The sequence below is a fragment of the Nitrospira sp. M1 genome (assembly GCF_965152605.1).
On sequence record NZ_OZ224217.1, the window covers coordinates 792,913 to 808,173 of the forward strand.

At 47.4% G+C, this 15,261-nt stretch carries 16 protein-coding genes; 6 read left to right on the top strand and 10 right to left on the bottom strand.

Annotation, left to right across the window (positions count from 1 at the left end; translation table 11 throughout):
• Positions 1 to 71 precede the first annotated feature (71 nt).
• Both uvrB and ACWHX8_RS03845 read left to right on the top strand, forming a co-directional pair.
• Positions 72 to 2,078: an excinuclease ABC subunit UvrB gene (gene uvrB, locus ACWHX8_RS03840; RefSeq protein WP_447970645.1), complete on the top strand. Its 2,007-nt coding sequence runs from the start codon at positions 72 to 74 to the stop codon at positions 2,076 to 2,078.
• A gap of 477 nt (positions 2,079 to 2,555) precedes the next feature.
• Complete coding sequence (locus tag ACWHX8_RS03845; RefSeq protein ID WP_447970646.1) at positions 2,556 to 2,969, top strand: hypothetical protein; 414 nt, start codon at positions 2,556 to 2,558, stop codon at positions 2,967 to 2,969.
• Positions 2,970 to 3,453: 484 nt separating this feature from the next.
• On the opposite strand, the gene ACWHX8_RS03850 is transcribed toward ACWHX8_RS03845, so the two are convergent.
• Both ACWHX8_RS03850 and ACWHX8_RS03855 read right to left on the bottom strand, forming a co-directional pair.
• Complete coding sequence (locus tag ACWHX8_RS03850) at positions 3,454 to 3,714, bottom strand: DUF4321 domain-containing protein (protein ID WP_447970647.1); 261 nt, start codon at positions 3,712 to 3,714, stop codon at positions 3,454 to 3,456.
• Positions 3,715 to 4,098: 384 nt separating this feature from the next.
• Positions 4,099 to 4,689 carry a hypothetical protein gene (locus ACWHX8_RS03855; RefSeq protein ID WP_447970648.1) on the bottom strand — a complete coding sequence of 197 codons (591 nt, stop codon included), beginning with the start codon at positions 4,687 to 4,689 and terminating at the stop codon, positions 4,099 to 4,101.
• A gap of 269 nt (positions 4,690 to 4,958) precedes the next feature.
• Here ACWHX8_RS03855 and ACWHX8_RS03860 point away from each other — a divergent pair, with 269 nt between their 5' ends.
• The 4 genes from ACWHX8_RS03860 to ACWHX8_RS03875 all read left to right on the top strand — a co-directional run bounded on the left by ACWHX8_RS03860 (position 4,959) and on the right by ACWHX8_RS03875 (position 9,152).
• Positions 4,959 to 6,371, top strand: coding sequence for an SAM-dependent methyltransferase (locus ACWHX8_RS03860; RefSeq protein WP_447970649.1), 1,413 nt, complete (start codon positions 4,959 to 4,961; stop codon positions 6,369 to 6,371).
• Between the two features lie 109 nt (positions 6,372 to 6,480).
• Positions 6,481 to 6,789 carry a twin-arginine translocase TatA/TatE family subunit gene (gene tatA, locus ACWHX8_RS03865; protein ID WP_447970650.1) on the top strand — a complete coding sequence of 103 codons (309 nt, stop codon included), beginning with the start codon at positions 6,481 to 6,483 and terminating at the stop codon, positions 6,787 to 6,789.
• Positions 6,790 to 6,849: 60 nt separating this feature from the next.
• Positions 6,850 to 7,140: a twin-arginine translocase TatA/TatE family subunit gene (tatA, locus tag ACWHX8_RS03870; RefSeq protein ID WP_447970651.1), complete on the top strand. Its 291-nt coding sequence runs from the start codon at positions 6,850 to 6,852 to the stop codon at positions 7,138 to 7,140.
• 500 nt (positions 7,141 to 7,640) lie between these two features.
• Positions 7,641 to 9,152, top strand: a complete 1,512-nt coding sequence (locus ACWHX8_RS03875) for an alginate export family protein (RefSeq protein WP_447970652.1) — start codon at positions 7,641 to 7,643, stop codon at positions 9,150 to 9,152.
• Positions 9,153 to 9,685: 533 nt separating this feature from the next.
• Here the strand turns inward: ACWHX8_RS03875 and ACWHX8_RS03880 are convergent.
• The 8 genes from ACWHX8_RS03880 to ACWHX8_RS03915 form a co-directional block, all read right to left on the bottom strand.
• The gene (locus tag ACWHX8_RS03880) at positions 9,686 to 10,141 is read right to left on the bottom strand and encodes a putative toxin-antitoxin system toxin component, PIN family (RefSeq protein ID WP_447970653.1); all 456 of its coding nucleotides are present in this window, start codon (positions 10,139 to 10,141) and stop codon (positions 9,686 to 9,688) included.
• Positions 10,142 to 10,381, bottom strand: coding sequence for a CopG family transcriptional regulator (locus ACWHX8_RS03885; RefSeq protein WP_447970654.1), 240 nt, complete (start codon positions 10,379 to 10,381; stop codon positions 10,142 to 10,144).
• A 231-nt stretch (positions 10,382 to 10,612) separates the two neighbouring features.
• A complete protein-coding gene (locus ACWHX8_RS03890) occupies positions 10,613 to 11,503 on the bottom strand; it encodes a CsgG/HfaB family protein (protein WP_447970655.1) in 891 nt (296 codons plus the stop codon).
• A gap of 20 nt (positions 11,504 to 11,523) precedes the next feature.
• Positions 11,524 to 11,946 carry a curli assembly protein CsgF gene (locus ACWHX8_RS03895; RefSeq protein ID WP_447970656.1) on the bottom strand — a complete coding sequence of 141 codons (423 nt, stop codon included), beginning with the start codon at positions 11,944 to 11,946 and terminating at the stop codon, positions 11,524 to 11,526.
• 74 nt (positions 11,947 to 12,020) lie between these two features.
• Positions 12,021 to 12,473: a CsgE family curli-type amyloid fiber assembly protein gene (locus ACWHX8_RS03900; protein WP_447970657.1), complete on the bottom strand. Its 453-nt coding sequence runs from the start codon at positions 12,471 to 12,473 to the stop codon at positions 12,021 to 12,023.
• Positions 12,474 to 12,478: 5 nt separating this feature from the next.
• A complete protein-coding gene (locus ACWHX8_RS03905; protein WP_447970658.1) occupies positions 12,479 to 12,865 on the bottom strand; it encodes a hypothetical protein in 387 nt (128 codons plus the stop codon).
• Between the two features lie 26 nt (positions 12,866 to 12,891).
• Complete coding sequence (locus tag ACWHX8_RS03910) at positions 12,892 to 14,052, bottom strand: hypothetical protein (RefSeq protein WP_447970659.1); 1,161 nt, start codon at positions 14,050 to 14,052, stop codon at positions 12,892 to 12,894.
• Between the two features lie 99 nt (positions 14,053 to 14,151).
• Entirely contained in the window at positions 14,152 to 15,033 is an 882-nt protein-coding gene (locus ACWHX8_RS03915; RefSeq protein ID WP_447970660.1) for a hypothetical protein, read from the bottom strand.
• Between the last annotated feature and the right edge of the window lie 228 nt (positions 15,034 to 15,261).

Genomic DNA, 15,261 nt, shown 5'->3' on the forward strand with positions numbered 1-15,261 from the left:
AGGTTCCTAGGGGATTTCCGATGCTAAGGCCGAAGCCGAAGCGTATTGACGCCTTATGGTAGGGTAACTCGATGAGCTCAGAGCAGTTATTTGCATTGCAGTCGGACTATTCCCCTAAGGGTGATCAAGGGAAGGCGATTGCGTCTCTTTCTCAGGGCATAGGGCGAGGCTTGTCCCATCAAGTCCTGCTTGGGGTCACCGGATCCGGCAAAACGTTTACGATGGCCAATGTTATCGTGAATATTCAGCGTCCAACCTTAGTGGTTGTCCATAATAAAACGTTGGCGGCGCAACTGTATCAAGAATTCAAAGGTTTTTTCCCGGAGAATGCCGTTGAATATTTTGTGAGTTATTACGACTACTATCAGCCTGAGGCGTATATTCCGACAACCGATACCTATATCGCCAAAGACGCGTCGATCAATGACACGATTGATCAAATGCGGCATGCCGCAACCACAGCACTCTTGGAGCGTAACGATATTATCATCATCGCGTCGGTCTCCTGTATTTACGGCCTGGGTTCACCTGAGGTGTATCATGGCATGGTGTTGTATCTGGAAGAAGGAATGGAGATTCGTCGTGATGCGATGTTGGCAAAACTTGTGGAAATTCAATATGCCAGGAACGATACGGAATTGCAGCGTGGAACCTTCCGGGCCCGTGGGGATGTGGTGGAGATCTTTCCTGCCGCGTCAGATTCCAACACCATTCGGGTTGAAATGTTTGGCGATGAAATTGAAGCCATGTATGAGATTGATCCGCTTACGGGACAGTCGTTGCGACGCATTCCGAAGATTCCGATTTACCCCAAAACCCATTATGTGATTGCGCCGGACCGGCATGAACGTGCCATTAAGGGTATCGAAGAGGAACTGGAAGAACGGATCGCTTATTTTCAGCGCAATAATCAATTGCTGGAAGCGCAGCGGATCGAACAACGTACGAAGTTCGACTTGGAAATGATTCGTGTCATGGGCTATTGCCATGGAATTGAGAACTACTCCCGGCATCTGAGTGGCCGGGCGCCTGGAGAGCCGCCACCCACCTTACTGGATTATTTCCCCAAAGATTATCTGCTCATCGTCGATGAGTCGCATGTGACCATCCCACAGTTTGGCGGCATGTATGAAGGCGATCATTCCCGTAAACAGAATCTGGTCAATTACGGATTTCGTCTGCCGTCAGCCCTTGATAATCGTCCACTCAAATTCCCAGAATTTGAAGAATGTATGCATCAAGTCGTGTATGTGTCGGCCACGCCAGGCTCCTATGAAATGAAACATGCGGGGAAAGCCGTGGTTGAGCAAATCATTCGACCGACTGGGCTGATGGATCCGGTCATGGAGGTAAAGCCGGCCAAGGGGCAAGTCGAAGATTTGCTGAAGGAAATTCGTGGCACCATCGACAAGGGCGATCGGGTACTGGTGACGACGTTGACGAAGCGGATGGCTGAAGATCTGACAGAATATTATCACGACGTGGGACTGAAAGTCCGGTATTTGCATTCGGATATTAAAACTCTTGAACGTGCTGAGATTATTCGTGATCTTCGGCGTGGCGTCTTTGATGTGCTTGTTGGCATTAACTTACTTCGGGAAGGGCTGGACCTTCCTGAGGTGAGTCTTGTGGGAGTGTTGGATGCTGATAAAGAAGGATTTTTGCGGGGCCAGCGTGCGTTGATTCAGACCGCGGGGCGTGCTGCTCGCAATAGTCACGGAAAAGTTATTCTCTATGGAGATCGCGTCACGGACTCTATGCAAGTGGCGCTGAATGAAACCGCACGACGACGAGAGATTCAGCGTGCATACAATGTGGCGCATGATATTACTCCAGAAACAATCATCAAACGAATTCATGACTTGGAGCATCAAATCGCCGAAGCCGATTACCCCGAACTCTCACTTGCTGCGGAAGAGGAAGTGGTGTATCACACCGAAGGAGGTATGGAGAAAGCCATTAGCGCGTTAGAGAAAGAAATGAAAGCGGCAGCCAAAGCTTTAGAATTTGAAAAAGCGGCAAAGTTGCGTGACAAGATTCGGAGTCTGCGACAAAAGGAACTGCAAATGGGGAGTTAGGGTGGGGTGTTTTGGGGGGATATAGCCGTTTCAAATAACTTCCGAACCCATGAAGGTTTTGATACCGCGTTGAAAGTCTTTAGGCATTATAGCGAAACCAAATAACTTCCAACCGAATGTACATCATGTACACAGCGCAACAACACACGTCGTGCAGACGGAAGTAAATTGGAACGGCTATAACTGGACCGAATTGAGATTCGCTATAGTTGATCGACCTCAGCTGGAACGTATTTGGATTCGCTATATTCAAAAACTTTAGATAAGTAGGTGTTCTTGGACACGATTGTTCTTGAGGCTGAGAGCGATTGAAGTATGTTCATGGTTGAAGAGTCGGCCAGCGTATAGATATGTCGATTGTAGGTGTGCTTGGAAACGGTAGTTCTGAGCTGCAAGTACAGTTTGATGGGTAACGTTGAATGGGGGGAGTAACGGTCGTTCCACCCTCTTTAGGGAAATGCAGAGGAACGTTGATAAATGACGTTGCGAGACACATTGATTGAGAGAATAAAGAGAGAATTCCCAGAGAGGACATTCACCATTGACGAAGGAGAGTCTCTCATCACCTTTGCTCCCAATCATCCAGATGTTGGGAGTATTGCTATAGAGGAGGATGGCGATGAACTCACAGTATTTATTGGAAACTTTACACACTGGCACGCAGCTTGTTACGAGGGCGGACTCACGGAAGCACAAAAGGCTGAATCGATCACGGACGAGGTCATCGACTTCCTAAAACATTTATTCAATGACGAAATTATCATGTGGAGGAGCTGTCTCAGTGGAGGGCTTTACCGAAAAGGGCAAAAACCCAATTTCAAATCGTGGCTCGGAACACAGCATAAAGAATGGGTATGGTCAGGGCCTGTAGAAAATGAAGATACGGGTTAAATTGTCAAAATCCCTTAGTGTGTATTTTGGCACGAATGTGCACAGGACCCTTCATAGTGTCGAATTAAAGAAGTATGCTAATGGTATTGGTGTCGAGATTACAGGTTTCCTCGAACACGATAGTTCTGCGACTGAGGGCTGCTGATGTATGTTGATTGTTGAAGAGTCAGTCTGGGTATTGCTATGTCGACTCCAGGTGTGCTTGGAAACGGTTGTTCTGAGATATAAGGGCTGTTTGATGTGCCACTTTGCTTGGTGTGACAAATGGTATTGGTGTCGAAATTATAGGTGTTCTCGAACACGATAGTTCTGTGACTGAGAGCTACTGAAGTACATTCAATGTTGAAGCATCGGTCGGTACATCGACATGGCGATTGCGGATGTGCTTGGAAATGGTAGTTCTAAATTTCAACCGTCAAGTAGGGGGCATCTAACGAAGACGGACCGAATTCCATCCTGAATGTGTATATTACAGATTTCCAAGTCACAAATTTTTATAGAGGTAGAAGCCTAGGACTGCGCCTACGAAGGTAAAGAAGTTCATTTTGAGAAGGAAGCCGATGGTAACCTTGATAAGCACAAGGTCTACGGTTACTGGTGGGTCAAGGCCTGGTGATATGGCTCTGGCAAAAATGTTTTGCACCGTGCCGGGCGGGGTTGCAACTCGAAAAATCTCTCCTAGTATGCCTCCAAAGAGTCCACCGACTAGGACGAACATGAAGAGTGTCCAGCCTGTTTTTTTCATTTAGCGTAGTTCCTCATATCGCTCCATGATGATGAGGCGATTCTTTGGCTGAAAAAGTTGTGTAACCGACTAATTTTCAAGGACTATAACGAATCTCAATACGTTCCATGCAGGAAAATGACACGAACTTCGCGCGGTACAACATGCACATGAGAAAGGTTATGCCCGCCTGGATGACCTGCAGACGATTAACGGTTCACGAACGAAGGGTCAATCAGAATTCAGGGGGTCGACGTGTACCTGATTCGGCATAACTAAAACGGCTATAAACCGAAAAATATGCTTAGGGTAAACTGCTAATCACGATACTAAAACCCCTATGACCTGTCAAGCCTCTTTTTATGAGCTAGCTCTTTGCGCCTTGAGCCGAACATCGTAGATAGGTCACTGCGTTGAATGTGCCGCCACTGAAAACCTCATCGTGCCCATCATATTGATGGGATTCACTTCGAACCCTATATAAATTTCCACCCGATAGTCTCCAGCCGGCCACTGTTTTGCTGGCCGGTCAAATTGCAGATATCCGCCGTCATCTTCTGTGGCAAGGTAGATCGCGTCTTCTTCTATGAGGGTCGATGGATCTTTTCCTTTGACGTTCTCGGGATAGAGACGGCCAAAGACCTGATACGGTGCATAGTGTTGATGGACTTGAAACACCAGAAATACAAATGGACTGTCAGGAGCAAAAACCGTCGTTGGTTCCACGGAAACAATCGTATGTCCTTTTCGCATACCTTGAGCCTCTTCAAAGCCCTTGGCAAATTCCAGGCGATAAAAGAGTCCACCGGGAGGCTGGTCGAGTGCATGGTTGACGTCTGAGTCCGGCTCTTCAAGGGAAGGTTGGTTTGATGGTTCAGGGTAATGCGGGATGCTTTCATATTTAGAAAACCCATGCTGTGTTTCGTCAGGTTGGAAAACAGGAGGGGGCGTAGGATCAGATGGTTCAGCGTGAAGGAAGTGAGGCGTTGCAGTCACGCAGAGCCACCATACAGCAAACGCGAGGAGCGAAGCCCTAGTGAATGGTAGGAGATGAAACCGCATGAATGACCGTCTGAGCGTTGAGTAGCAAATTGATCGCGGGATGCTGCAGGAGCATGACGGCTACTAATGGGTAACCTCTACTCTTTGTGGCGCGAGCCTGTCAAGAATGTCGCGATGTATCTTGCAGGGGTTCCGATGGTCTGTTAAAATCGCTTTCTTTAGAAAATTCAATTACTTGTGTGATATAAAGGAATGGTATGGTTATGGCTGTGCACTCTTCGCTAGATCCCGATGCCCTCCCGCAAATTATTGGAGACTTCCATCCAGTTGATGAATGGCAAATGCATATCAATGAAGTATTTTATGGTCTTCGTGGTTCACGGCTGCGCGAGTTTTATCAAACATTTGCGTCGGCTGATTATCGTCTCGCCTATGCATTAGCGGAAGATTATTATCGTCGTGCGTGCCAACGTGCAAAGAATTCTCCCGTTATTCTCATAGAATTGGGGTGCGGGAATGGAAATCTTGCGGCTTGCTTTTTAGATCGCCTGCAGGCGTTGGATGCAGATGGTCGGGTCTACCCGCTGGTGCACTACCATCTCATCGATAAAAACGAAGCGGTGCTCAATGAGGCAAGGAATAATCCTGATCTGGTCCGCCACCAAGGACGGTTTACCGTCACGCGAGGGGATGTGGCTGATCTGACGTCATTCCAAGACGGCACAGTGGATCGTATTCTCTGTAATGAATTGTGGAGTGAGCTTCCGACCAAACTGATGTTTCGAAAAGCCAGTAATTTGCATGAAGAACATCTTCGACCAAATGTCAGCGAGTCGAAACTTGCGGAAATCACGGATTGGGCAGGATTCGTCAAGGCGTTCGATCAAAAAGATATTGAAGGGTTACAGGCGTTTCCAAGCTTTTTGGAAGACTTGGTCTGGGAGCGTGAATACCATGAAATTGAAGCCAAATCGTTAGCCTTTCGTCGGACGATTGCAGAATTTTTAAAAAACATTGATGACGAAGTCCTGGTGCCGGTCAACACCGGTGCGGCTTCGACAGTCAAGGAAGCGATGCGTCTGTTGGCTCCGGACGCCATTGGGTTTAGCAGTTTTGATGCAGGAACATTTGATGCGCATGTGTTGAATGATCCGGAAAAGCCCTGTTACTCAGTGCATGGTGGACAGTTCAGTTTTATGGTGAATTTTGCCTTGGTCGAAGAGATTGGGCGTCATCTTGGTGCAAAGAGCCTGGTCCTTGAGTCGCAACGGGAATTTGTCGGCAATAGTTTAGGGGCCAACGTGTTAACGCTCATGGATTTGATGGCTGCCCATCCTAATCTTCCAAACTCGAGTTCATGGGAATTCGATGCGCATGTGGTTCGGACACTTGAAGCGATCAACGCCAGCTATGACAGTCCCTATACGCGACGCATAGAATTTCCTCTTCGCGATGACATGCCTTCAGATGAAAAAGCCAAATTGCATGACATGCTGTCTCATACCAAGTCGAATGGCCTTCCTGATATGATCGCCTATGTGACGGAAACCGAAATACGCAAAGCGCAGCCGGCTCTGGAGAGGCTGGGGTACGACAGCGAAGGAATCACCATGATGCTGCAGTCACCTCCACAATTGGTGGACTATACGCACTTTTTCCTCAAAGCCTCCTCCTAGGTGCTGTCGTGGATTAGTGTAGATTTTTCTCTGTTGCTCTTGTATACTAATCGAACTCAATGAACGATCTCAGGCTTATGAAACAGCGGGTGCAACGAAAGGTTTCTTTATGATTGGGTCATTCGGCTGGATGGAACTACTGCTTATTCTCATCATCGTCCTTATTGTATTTGGCGCAGGGAAGATTCCACAGCTCGGAGAAGGCTTAGGGAAGGCGATTAAGGGCTTTAAAAAGTCTGTGCATGAAGCCGACGCGTTAGATGTCACGCCTAACCCGGATCAACCCAACATGGCGCAGGAGGCCCCTCCACAGCCGGAGCAAGTTGCATCACAGCAAACCGCTCAAACGGTCGTCCAGCCACCCTCGCAGCCTGAGGCTGTTCAACCACCCCAACCAGAACAAGCCAGACAAGGATAATACGTGAAGCATGAGGCGTGCTATATATGTCTCACGCCTTACGTCTAACGAGAGGTTATTATGTTTGGTCTTGGAGCCATGGAGATTCTGATCATTCTCGTGATCGCGTTTCTCCTTTTTGGTCCGAAAGAACTTCCAGAAATCGGAAAACAAGTTGGCAAAGCTGTGAAAGGCTTTAAGGAAACGACTGAAGATCTTCGTCAATCAGTTGAGCCTGAAATCAATATGATCCAGCAAGAGTTCAAGGCAGTTGAACAAGACCTAGAGGCATCGGTTAAAGAAGCAGAGGAACAGATTAAAGGGGCGACAGATTCAGCGACAGAGAAGCAAGGAGGGAATTCGCTAGTTTAAGAATTGGAGAGGGAGAGCCAGGCTTACACTTTGCTATCATACTATTTTTTTTACTTTTACTATCTTCTGCACGGCCACCTCCATTCAATTTCCATTCAAAATTAGTGAGTAGAGAATTTAAGCTGCGTATAGTGCTTTACCCTCCTTTTTGTTGTGTTTTTGCAACGTCCCGTCTCTTTATTGAAATACTTTCACTGTGACTATTCGAGCGTATCGAACGTTAAATTGTAATAACTATCAACAGGTTATACGAAATTTACGATGCTGGTATGTTTTTAGCACATGTGTAACTTTTGGCAGATGTACTTTGATGCATTAACCAGATGGCCTTACGGCAAATGAAACAGTAATTTCACCATACGTTCATATATATTTACGTTCATAACGTAGAGGGTAAGAGGAAGAAGTAAACTTTGTTCGCGTGGAGGAGATGGGTTCTTCATGCAAACAACTGTACGTCCCTGATCTGTTATGGGGACTCAACTAACAGGAGGAGTGCAATGAGCGATTTTTCTCGTGCTTCCAAGTGGTTCACGGCTGGATGCTTAATCGCATCCATGTCGGTTGTTCCTGCTTTTGCGGCAAAGACGACGCCGGCAACTGACAAAAACACGAATGTGCCGGCGGTACCCAGGGCTATTCCGGATTTGGAGCCGTATCATGCATTTGATCCGCCTCAAAGTCCGGCATTTGACTTTAAGAATCTGACGATTTCCGGTGACATGCGTGTACGTCCTGAGTTTCGAACCAATTCAGGATTTGGCACGAACTCGACCGGCGTTGCAACGAAGGACAATCGTTTCTTCACACAACAGTTCATTCGCTTAGGATTCAATTACGACCTGTCCCCAGACGTCGTGTTCTTTGTCCAGCCACAAGTTTCAAACAATTTTGGGGCCAATAATGCTGGCACGGATGGAACGGGTGGGGTTAACCCAAACGGATCCAGTTCAGACTTATTCTTGCGTCAAGGGTACATGTTAATTCGGAATTTCCTTGCACCGAACCTGACGTTAAAAGCTGGACGTCAACTTGTAGTTTGGGGTAACCACCGTATTTTCGGTCACTTCGACTGGAACAACGTGGCGTTTTCGTTTGATGGTGTAACCCTTCGTTACAACCATTCCAAGGTGCCGGTTGAGTTAGGTTGGTTACAGGTGGCGGAAGGCAATTGTACGCAAAATGCCGGTGCTTGCGGAGCTTCAACAAACGGTGGTGGTTATGGAGGAGATGGAAACATCCTCTTCGCTCGAATCCCCATGAAAGTAGCTGGTATTGCGATTGAACCTGCCTGGATTTTGGAAGAAGGCGGTGCCACAGGAGTGAACGGAGCTGGCGGACAACGTGGAAACCAAACTCGGCATACCGTGGGGGCCAGAATTGCCGGGAATGCTGGCATCGTTGATGCGACAGTTGAAGGGTACTATCAGTTTGGACGAATTGGCCCGACGGGCGGAAGCACATTTGGTGGCGGATTCAATCGAACCATCAATGCCGGTGCATTCCACGCCGATGCCGGTGTGACCTTACCTGTTCCCATGCAACCTCGCATCGGAGCCGAATATAACTGGGCCTCTGGTGACAAGAACGCCAACACCTCAGGGTTTGGTGGTGCTGATACCTTCAGTCAGTTGTTCCCAACCAATCACATTCATTTCGGCTACATGGACTTAATGTCCTGGCAGAACATGATGACGTTTGGTGGAAACCTGCAATTGCGTCCGACCAAAAACAGTCACTTTGAAATCGCCGGACATTACATGCGTTTGGCGGAGGAAAAGGACAACTGGTATAGTGCCGGACAAGGCGTCTTCAAAACGACCCCAGCCGGTAACAATGAGAAATCATTGGGTGGTGAAATCGACGTGGTCTATACCCTGTTCTTCCAAAACAACAAGGTTGGATGGCAATTGGGTTACGGTCATTTCTTCACCGGTGATTACAATAAGAAGAATGGGTTTGGATCCGCCGATCAGAATTGGGGCTACACCCAGCTCTGGATCAACTTCTAATATATAACCATAAAAGGGGAGATCCACTTCTTCCCCGTTATCCTGAATCCCTGCCGGACCAAGTCCGGCAGGGATTTTTTATTACCTCTTGGGGGTCAGACATGACTTTTGATTTATTGAAAATCCACATAAATTCTATAGCCGTTTCAGTTTTGCCGAATCTACAGGTCACCCATTGAATGTTGATTGCCCTTTCGTTATTGAATCGTCAATCGTCTAAAGGTCATCCAGGCGGGCATAACCTTCCTCATGTTCACGCGGTACCGCGCGGAGTTCGTGGCATTTTCCTGATTGGAACTTATTTGGATTCGCTATATACAGGAAAATGCTACTATAGCCGATTTCGTGAACTTCCATGCCCCTGACATGTTCTCTCACGTGCTGGATATCCAACGTGTGCAAGGGGGGCGCGTAATTGTTTCGGTATAACTGATGCGGCTATAAAGGCGATCTGGGACACGAACGTGGTTCGGACCTTTGGTTCTTGGATACTTAACGTTTCTAGCAAGTATTAGGCTCTTTGAATATTGGGCTTAGAGGTACCCTAGGCGGTTTGGGTGTGCTCCCTTGAGGTGTGCAACGAATTCTTTCGGGGATAATACGATGCCTTTCGTATTTTTAAACTTTTGTAAGGCCATATCTCCTGTGACGAGTACGGCATCGGGGTACGAGTCCATCAAGTCCCATATATGCTGGTCTCCTGGGTCAGGTCCATGGTTGGGAGAACGCGGTGGGTATCTGACTTGACCATTGACTGAAATGGCCGTGAGAATACCATCAATCTCATCTTCTGTGAGATGGTGTAATTTCTTCATTTTCGGACGCAACAATACGTGTCGATATTCAGTTAAGAGATCTAAAGAAAGAAGAAATGAAACCTCTCCTGAAAGCATTTCATCAAGGATATAACAAGGAGGACTGTCTGTTTGTTGGCTGATCAACCCGCTCACGACAACGTTCGTATCGATTACCGCAACGGGTTTGGTCATTTATTTTCTGCGGCGGGACAAGCGTGTTTCTGAAATGGCCAAGTCCATGGCAGGTTTAGCCTTGAGTCGCGCCTGGGATCGGGCTTTAGCCACAAGAGCTTCGGCTGTCCGGGTCGTCTTGATTCCGCACCATTCAAGACTTTCATCGATCAGTTCTCCGATGGTCTTGCCTCGACGGGCCGCCGCTTCCTTGAGTGCCATATGCCGTTCATCTGAAAGGCTAATTGTGAGTCTTGCCATCGTTGCCCTCTCTTGAAAACACAAAAACACCATAACACCTATATGTAAAATCGTCAAATACTGGAACTTATAACGATGCGCTCAGCTAGTAGAATCGCTGACTCTTGATCAGTGAAAAACATTTTGAGCCGAGGTCCTCCCACTCTTCATAGTCTTTGATCATTGAGCCTCGACCGGTTGAACGGAATGCATGACCAACGTGGGATACCCATCCTGGGGATGCAAGATGGCTTATCCATTTTTCTCCATGGCCGCATAGACCGATTCTTGCTTCTCATCTAAGTACTCGGCAAGGATGGGTTTGCCGACTTCCGGGTCTTTGAACGTCCATATTCGATCCTTGATACCTTCGAGGATTAGCCCGTAGACCGCCAGTTCGATGCCTTCCCGTACCGCCATTTGCGGGGCTTCATTGCTGGCAATTCCGGCTTCGATTTCCAATAGTCGTAACGGATCTACGAAGCGGAACAGGCCTCCTTCTAATTTCGCGGAAAGAATAGTTTTTCGTGTTTGAAGCGTATTGAGAATCGTTCCACGCTTAACAGAAACCGCTCGCAAGTCCACGGTGACGGTGTCACGACGAAATTCTGTGAACCCGCCAGCTCCGAAGTACCTGGCACCCATGCCGCCACTTAAGAGATTGGATTCATAGGCCACAATACCTCCATCCAGAAGAATGGGCGCATAGAGTAAGGGGGGAAGTGGAGGGAGTCTCTCGCCGCCATTGACATATTGTTTGCGGGTTTGACGAATAATCTTTCGTTCGTTGAGTAGATTGGACAGTCCTTCGCGCTCCAGAACCGTAAACCATTTCCCGTTCCCAGCATCCATCAAGGCTTTGATTAAGAGTGAGGTCGCGCCTTGGGTGACGGCTGTGGAATATTGAAGGACGGCGTCACTGGACTTATATTGCCCGGTATGATCACGAAATTTATAGACCACCACGACAATCGGTTCTGTCGGCGGTGGAAGGGAGGCCAGTTGCTGAAAAACTTGAGACTCATACCCTACTTCAGCTTTTCCGCTGGTTAGGGGTTGAAACAACGTTGAACAGCTCTGTAATAAAAAGCTGCTGGCGATGATGAGAAAAAAAACACTTCCAGAATAATGATAGCGTTTCATGAGAACGGTTCTCCTCATTATTAAAAAAATGGGACTTGAATGTTCGTGGCATCTCCTGTGAGAGTGTCGACGATTCCAATCGTCACGCCATCCAAGTCTTCCGATATTTGAACTTCAAAGTTTCCTGTATTAAACGATCCTGCCGATAAATCGCTTTCTTCACCAAAGACTTCTGCTACCACTTCTCGAGAGAGACGATTCAAGATAGCTCGATCTAACCGAGACTGAAAATCTTCTAAGGTACTTGCGTCATTGGTTTCTGTATTTTCAAAATTGTTTTGTAACACGGCAGAATTCAAGAGGGGCTGAGCATTAAATGGATTGCCGCCAAAATTAGGATTGGTAAATTGATGTCGAAGTTCAGAGGCGTTGATCGGTGCACTGATCCAGGCTAATCCAGCCAATTGAAGGGTAATCACCGTGAGTATCATCTTGTTCAACATAGTGTGTGTCTCCTTGTTCTATCCTGTTCCATCCCTAGTTGCGTTTCTACATGTGACTGAACTTTTATTGGTTTCTAGTACATTTCCAGTTCTTGTTGAACACGTTCCTGGTCAGTCAATGTTTGGCGGACATTGACTATTGCCATGTCGACGGCTTCTTCAAGGTCACCGAGTCGAGGGGGCAAGAGACGTCGAAACACAACTTTTTCTCCGATTTGTACTGAAATGATGCTGCCAAAACGCGGATCGGCTAATTCACTAATGACGATATTTTGAGTCGTTGACGAAAGATTCGTCCATTGCGCTGTAAATGTCTCGTAAAAATTTCGACCCACCACGGTTCGAGTTTCATCAACGATTAATCCGGATATCCCTAAAAATGCCTCTTCGGATTCTTCCGAAGAGGCTTGTGTTGACCCCAGTGTGGCTTGCGGAATCACGAGATAAATGCTGGACAGCATCAGAGTGAAACTCCACAATAGACGTTGCGTGAGTGAAATGTGACGATGGTTGATAGATCGAACCATGAGGGTTATCTCCTTGAGCCTCGTTGAATAATCGTCGCTCTATTGCCGGAACCCTGTTGGCGAATACGACTTGAATTGTTGTCCCCCTGTTGAATCGAGGTGGCCTTGTTGTTTGTCCCGTCTTGCTGGAGATCTGAAGCGTTGCGGTCTCCTTGCTGTTCTAATCTCAAGTCTAGGTGTTTGCCGCGTTGCCTAATGGTTTTTTGATTATCCACACCGTTTTGAATGATGGTTTGATGATTAGAATCCATCTGTTGATCCTTATCTTTTGAGTCGAGTGAAAAGGGTGTTCCCCCTGCTGGTGCCGAATACATACAGAGCCAAAGTCCTAGGCCGAGCGCCCACCCCGTAGGGTAGGCGCTCGCTCTCCAGTTGTGTCTCTTGCTGATCATCGTCTGAATCCTTTGTACATGGATGATTACGGATTGTATTGGGCGACGTTACCATTTCCTGCTTGCATTACAGTCACCACATCGTATTCATGGCCAACCATGTTCACGAACGCTAGGTTCCCGTCGCCGGATTGATCGACACTCGCCACATTGTCCATGCTTTCGTTTTGAAGAATCGTTGCCGAGTTGTAATCTCCACTTTGATCCACTGTGGCTGTGTTGTTCTGGGCGTACTCACTCTGAAAAATTTCAGCTGAATTACCGTTGCCACTTTGATCAACCGACGCATAGTTGTCTGCAGAATCATAATTCTGTTCGATAGTTGCCGAGTTATAATCGCCACTTTGATCGATCGTGGCGTGGTTGTAGAATGAGTGATAGTCTTGCGATACCGTCGCAGAGTTGCCATCGCCGCTTTGAGCAATCATGGCATAGTTCCCCTCAGACTCTTCCCGCTGAATGACGGTGGCATCATTGCCGTTTCCGCTTTGGTCGACCTCGGCGACATTGTAGAGACTGCCGTCTTGGTCAATGGAAGCGATATTGTAGTCTCCGCTTTGATCCACAGTGGCGTCATTGTATTCTGCCCCATAACTTTGTGAAGCTTCGGCTGAGTTCTCGTCGCCGCTTTGATCCACAGTGGCAGTGTTGCCTTGTGAGCTATCGTTTTGCGAAATCCAGGTGGTATTGTAATCGCCTCCTTGATTCACAGTGGCCTCATTGTATTCTGAGTCCCAACTTTGAGAAATCCCTGCTGAGTTTCCATCACCACTTTGATCGATCGTGGCGTTATTGGTCACAGAACTGTCGTTTTGAGAAACCCAGGCAGTATTGTAATCGCCGCTTTGATCCACAGTGGCCTCATTGTATTCGGAGTACCAGCTTTGAGATATATCAGCCGAATTCCCATCGCCACTTTGATCAATCGTCGCCACATTGTATGCTGACGAGTCGTTTTGAGTAATGGTCGCATAATTATAGTCGCCAGCCTGATTGATGTAGGCTTCTAAGCGTATACCGTCTGGATCTGGAGCCTGGACAATTGTTGCAGTATTGTCGTCTCCATCTTGAATCATTTCCGCCACGTTATTGGGTACCGATGCCCATGCCCCTGTGGTCAGCAACGCGAAGAGAACGGCGGTGCTGATCCCGGCGAATGGTGTATATCTGTTGAATGTGCGTGACATAAAACCCTCCTTGATGAATGTAAATGAATTGATGAAATCACATGGGAATGAAATTTCCCGTCCTGCGCGCCGGACGAGCCGCACCCTTTCCCTGGAGTGCTACGGACTCATGGCTACCGTCCCGGTGGAGTCTTGTGTGACCGTAATGGCAAGCCCTTGACCTTCTTGCGTGATGGAATAGGCTAATCCGTCACCAATCTGCGTGTGGGTAATTGAGTTGTCTTGACCGAATTGTTCGGCTTCTGCGGTATTGTTATTCCCAATCTGTGATTGCGATATCGTATTTCCATAGCCGTGCTGTCGGGCAGAAGCTTCGTTCCCGCTCCCTTCTTGTTCTTGCTTGATCTGATTGTCGTCGCCCAATTGAGAGGCGGCGAGGATATTGGCATATCCTTCTTGATGTTGGGTCATTGTGTTGTATCCACCATCTTGGTGGGCTGACGCCACATGGGCCGTGCCGAATTGTTCAACGGTGATGTGGCCTTCATGTGATAACGGGCCTTGTCGAATATAAACTTCGTGCGCATCACCGTCTTGATTCAGGCTGAGCCGATTCGATCCACCCTCCTGAGAGAGTGTGGCAACATGTCCTTCGCCAATTTGTGAAATATCGGTCATGTGATGAAGCCCACGTTGAAGGACTGTTGTATGGTGCGCGTCGCCGACTTGTTCGATTGTGGTGTGATTCTCATGTCCATATTGAGAAAGAGAGGTCTGGAGTTGGTTGCCCTCGTGAGTGATGGTCCCTCTCTGTGAGTCACCTGATTGGGTGAACAGGGCGTCATTAGTGGCACCTAATACGCTGGTACAGAGACAAAGAGAGAACAGCAGACACAAGGGCAACTTAGTCATCTCAATCATTTTGAAATACATGAGAGGACGATCTCGTGCAGAGTTGCTGTTGGATTGATACCCGAAGATGTTAAAGAGAAATATATGCCTATGGTCAAATTCTTTTTGAAGAAATGTGAGTTGTGCCATATCAGGACTCCTTGTATGAATGAAGTATGTCAATGAAATTCTAATAAAGCAGAATTAGTGCCAGGCACAAACTGCATGTGCACATACATAAAAAACTTCTTGAAATATGATGATTTTTACTGGAGATTTGCTTGTAAGAGAATTGATAGTGGGAGGAAAAGCCAAGACCAAACTAAAACTCAAAAACGATTCAACACGATACGTTCAGTATCTTTTCAGATAAATTTC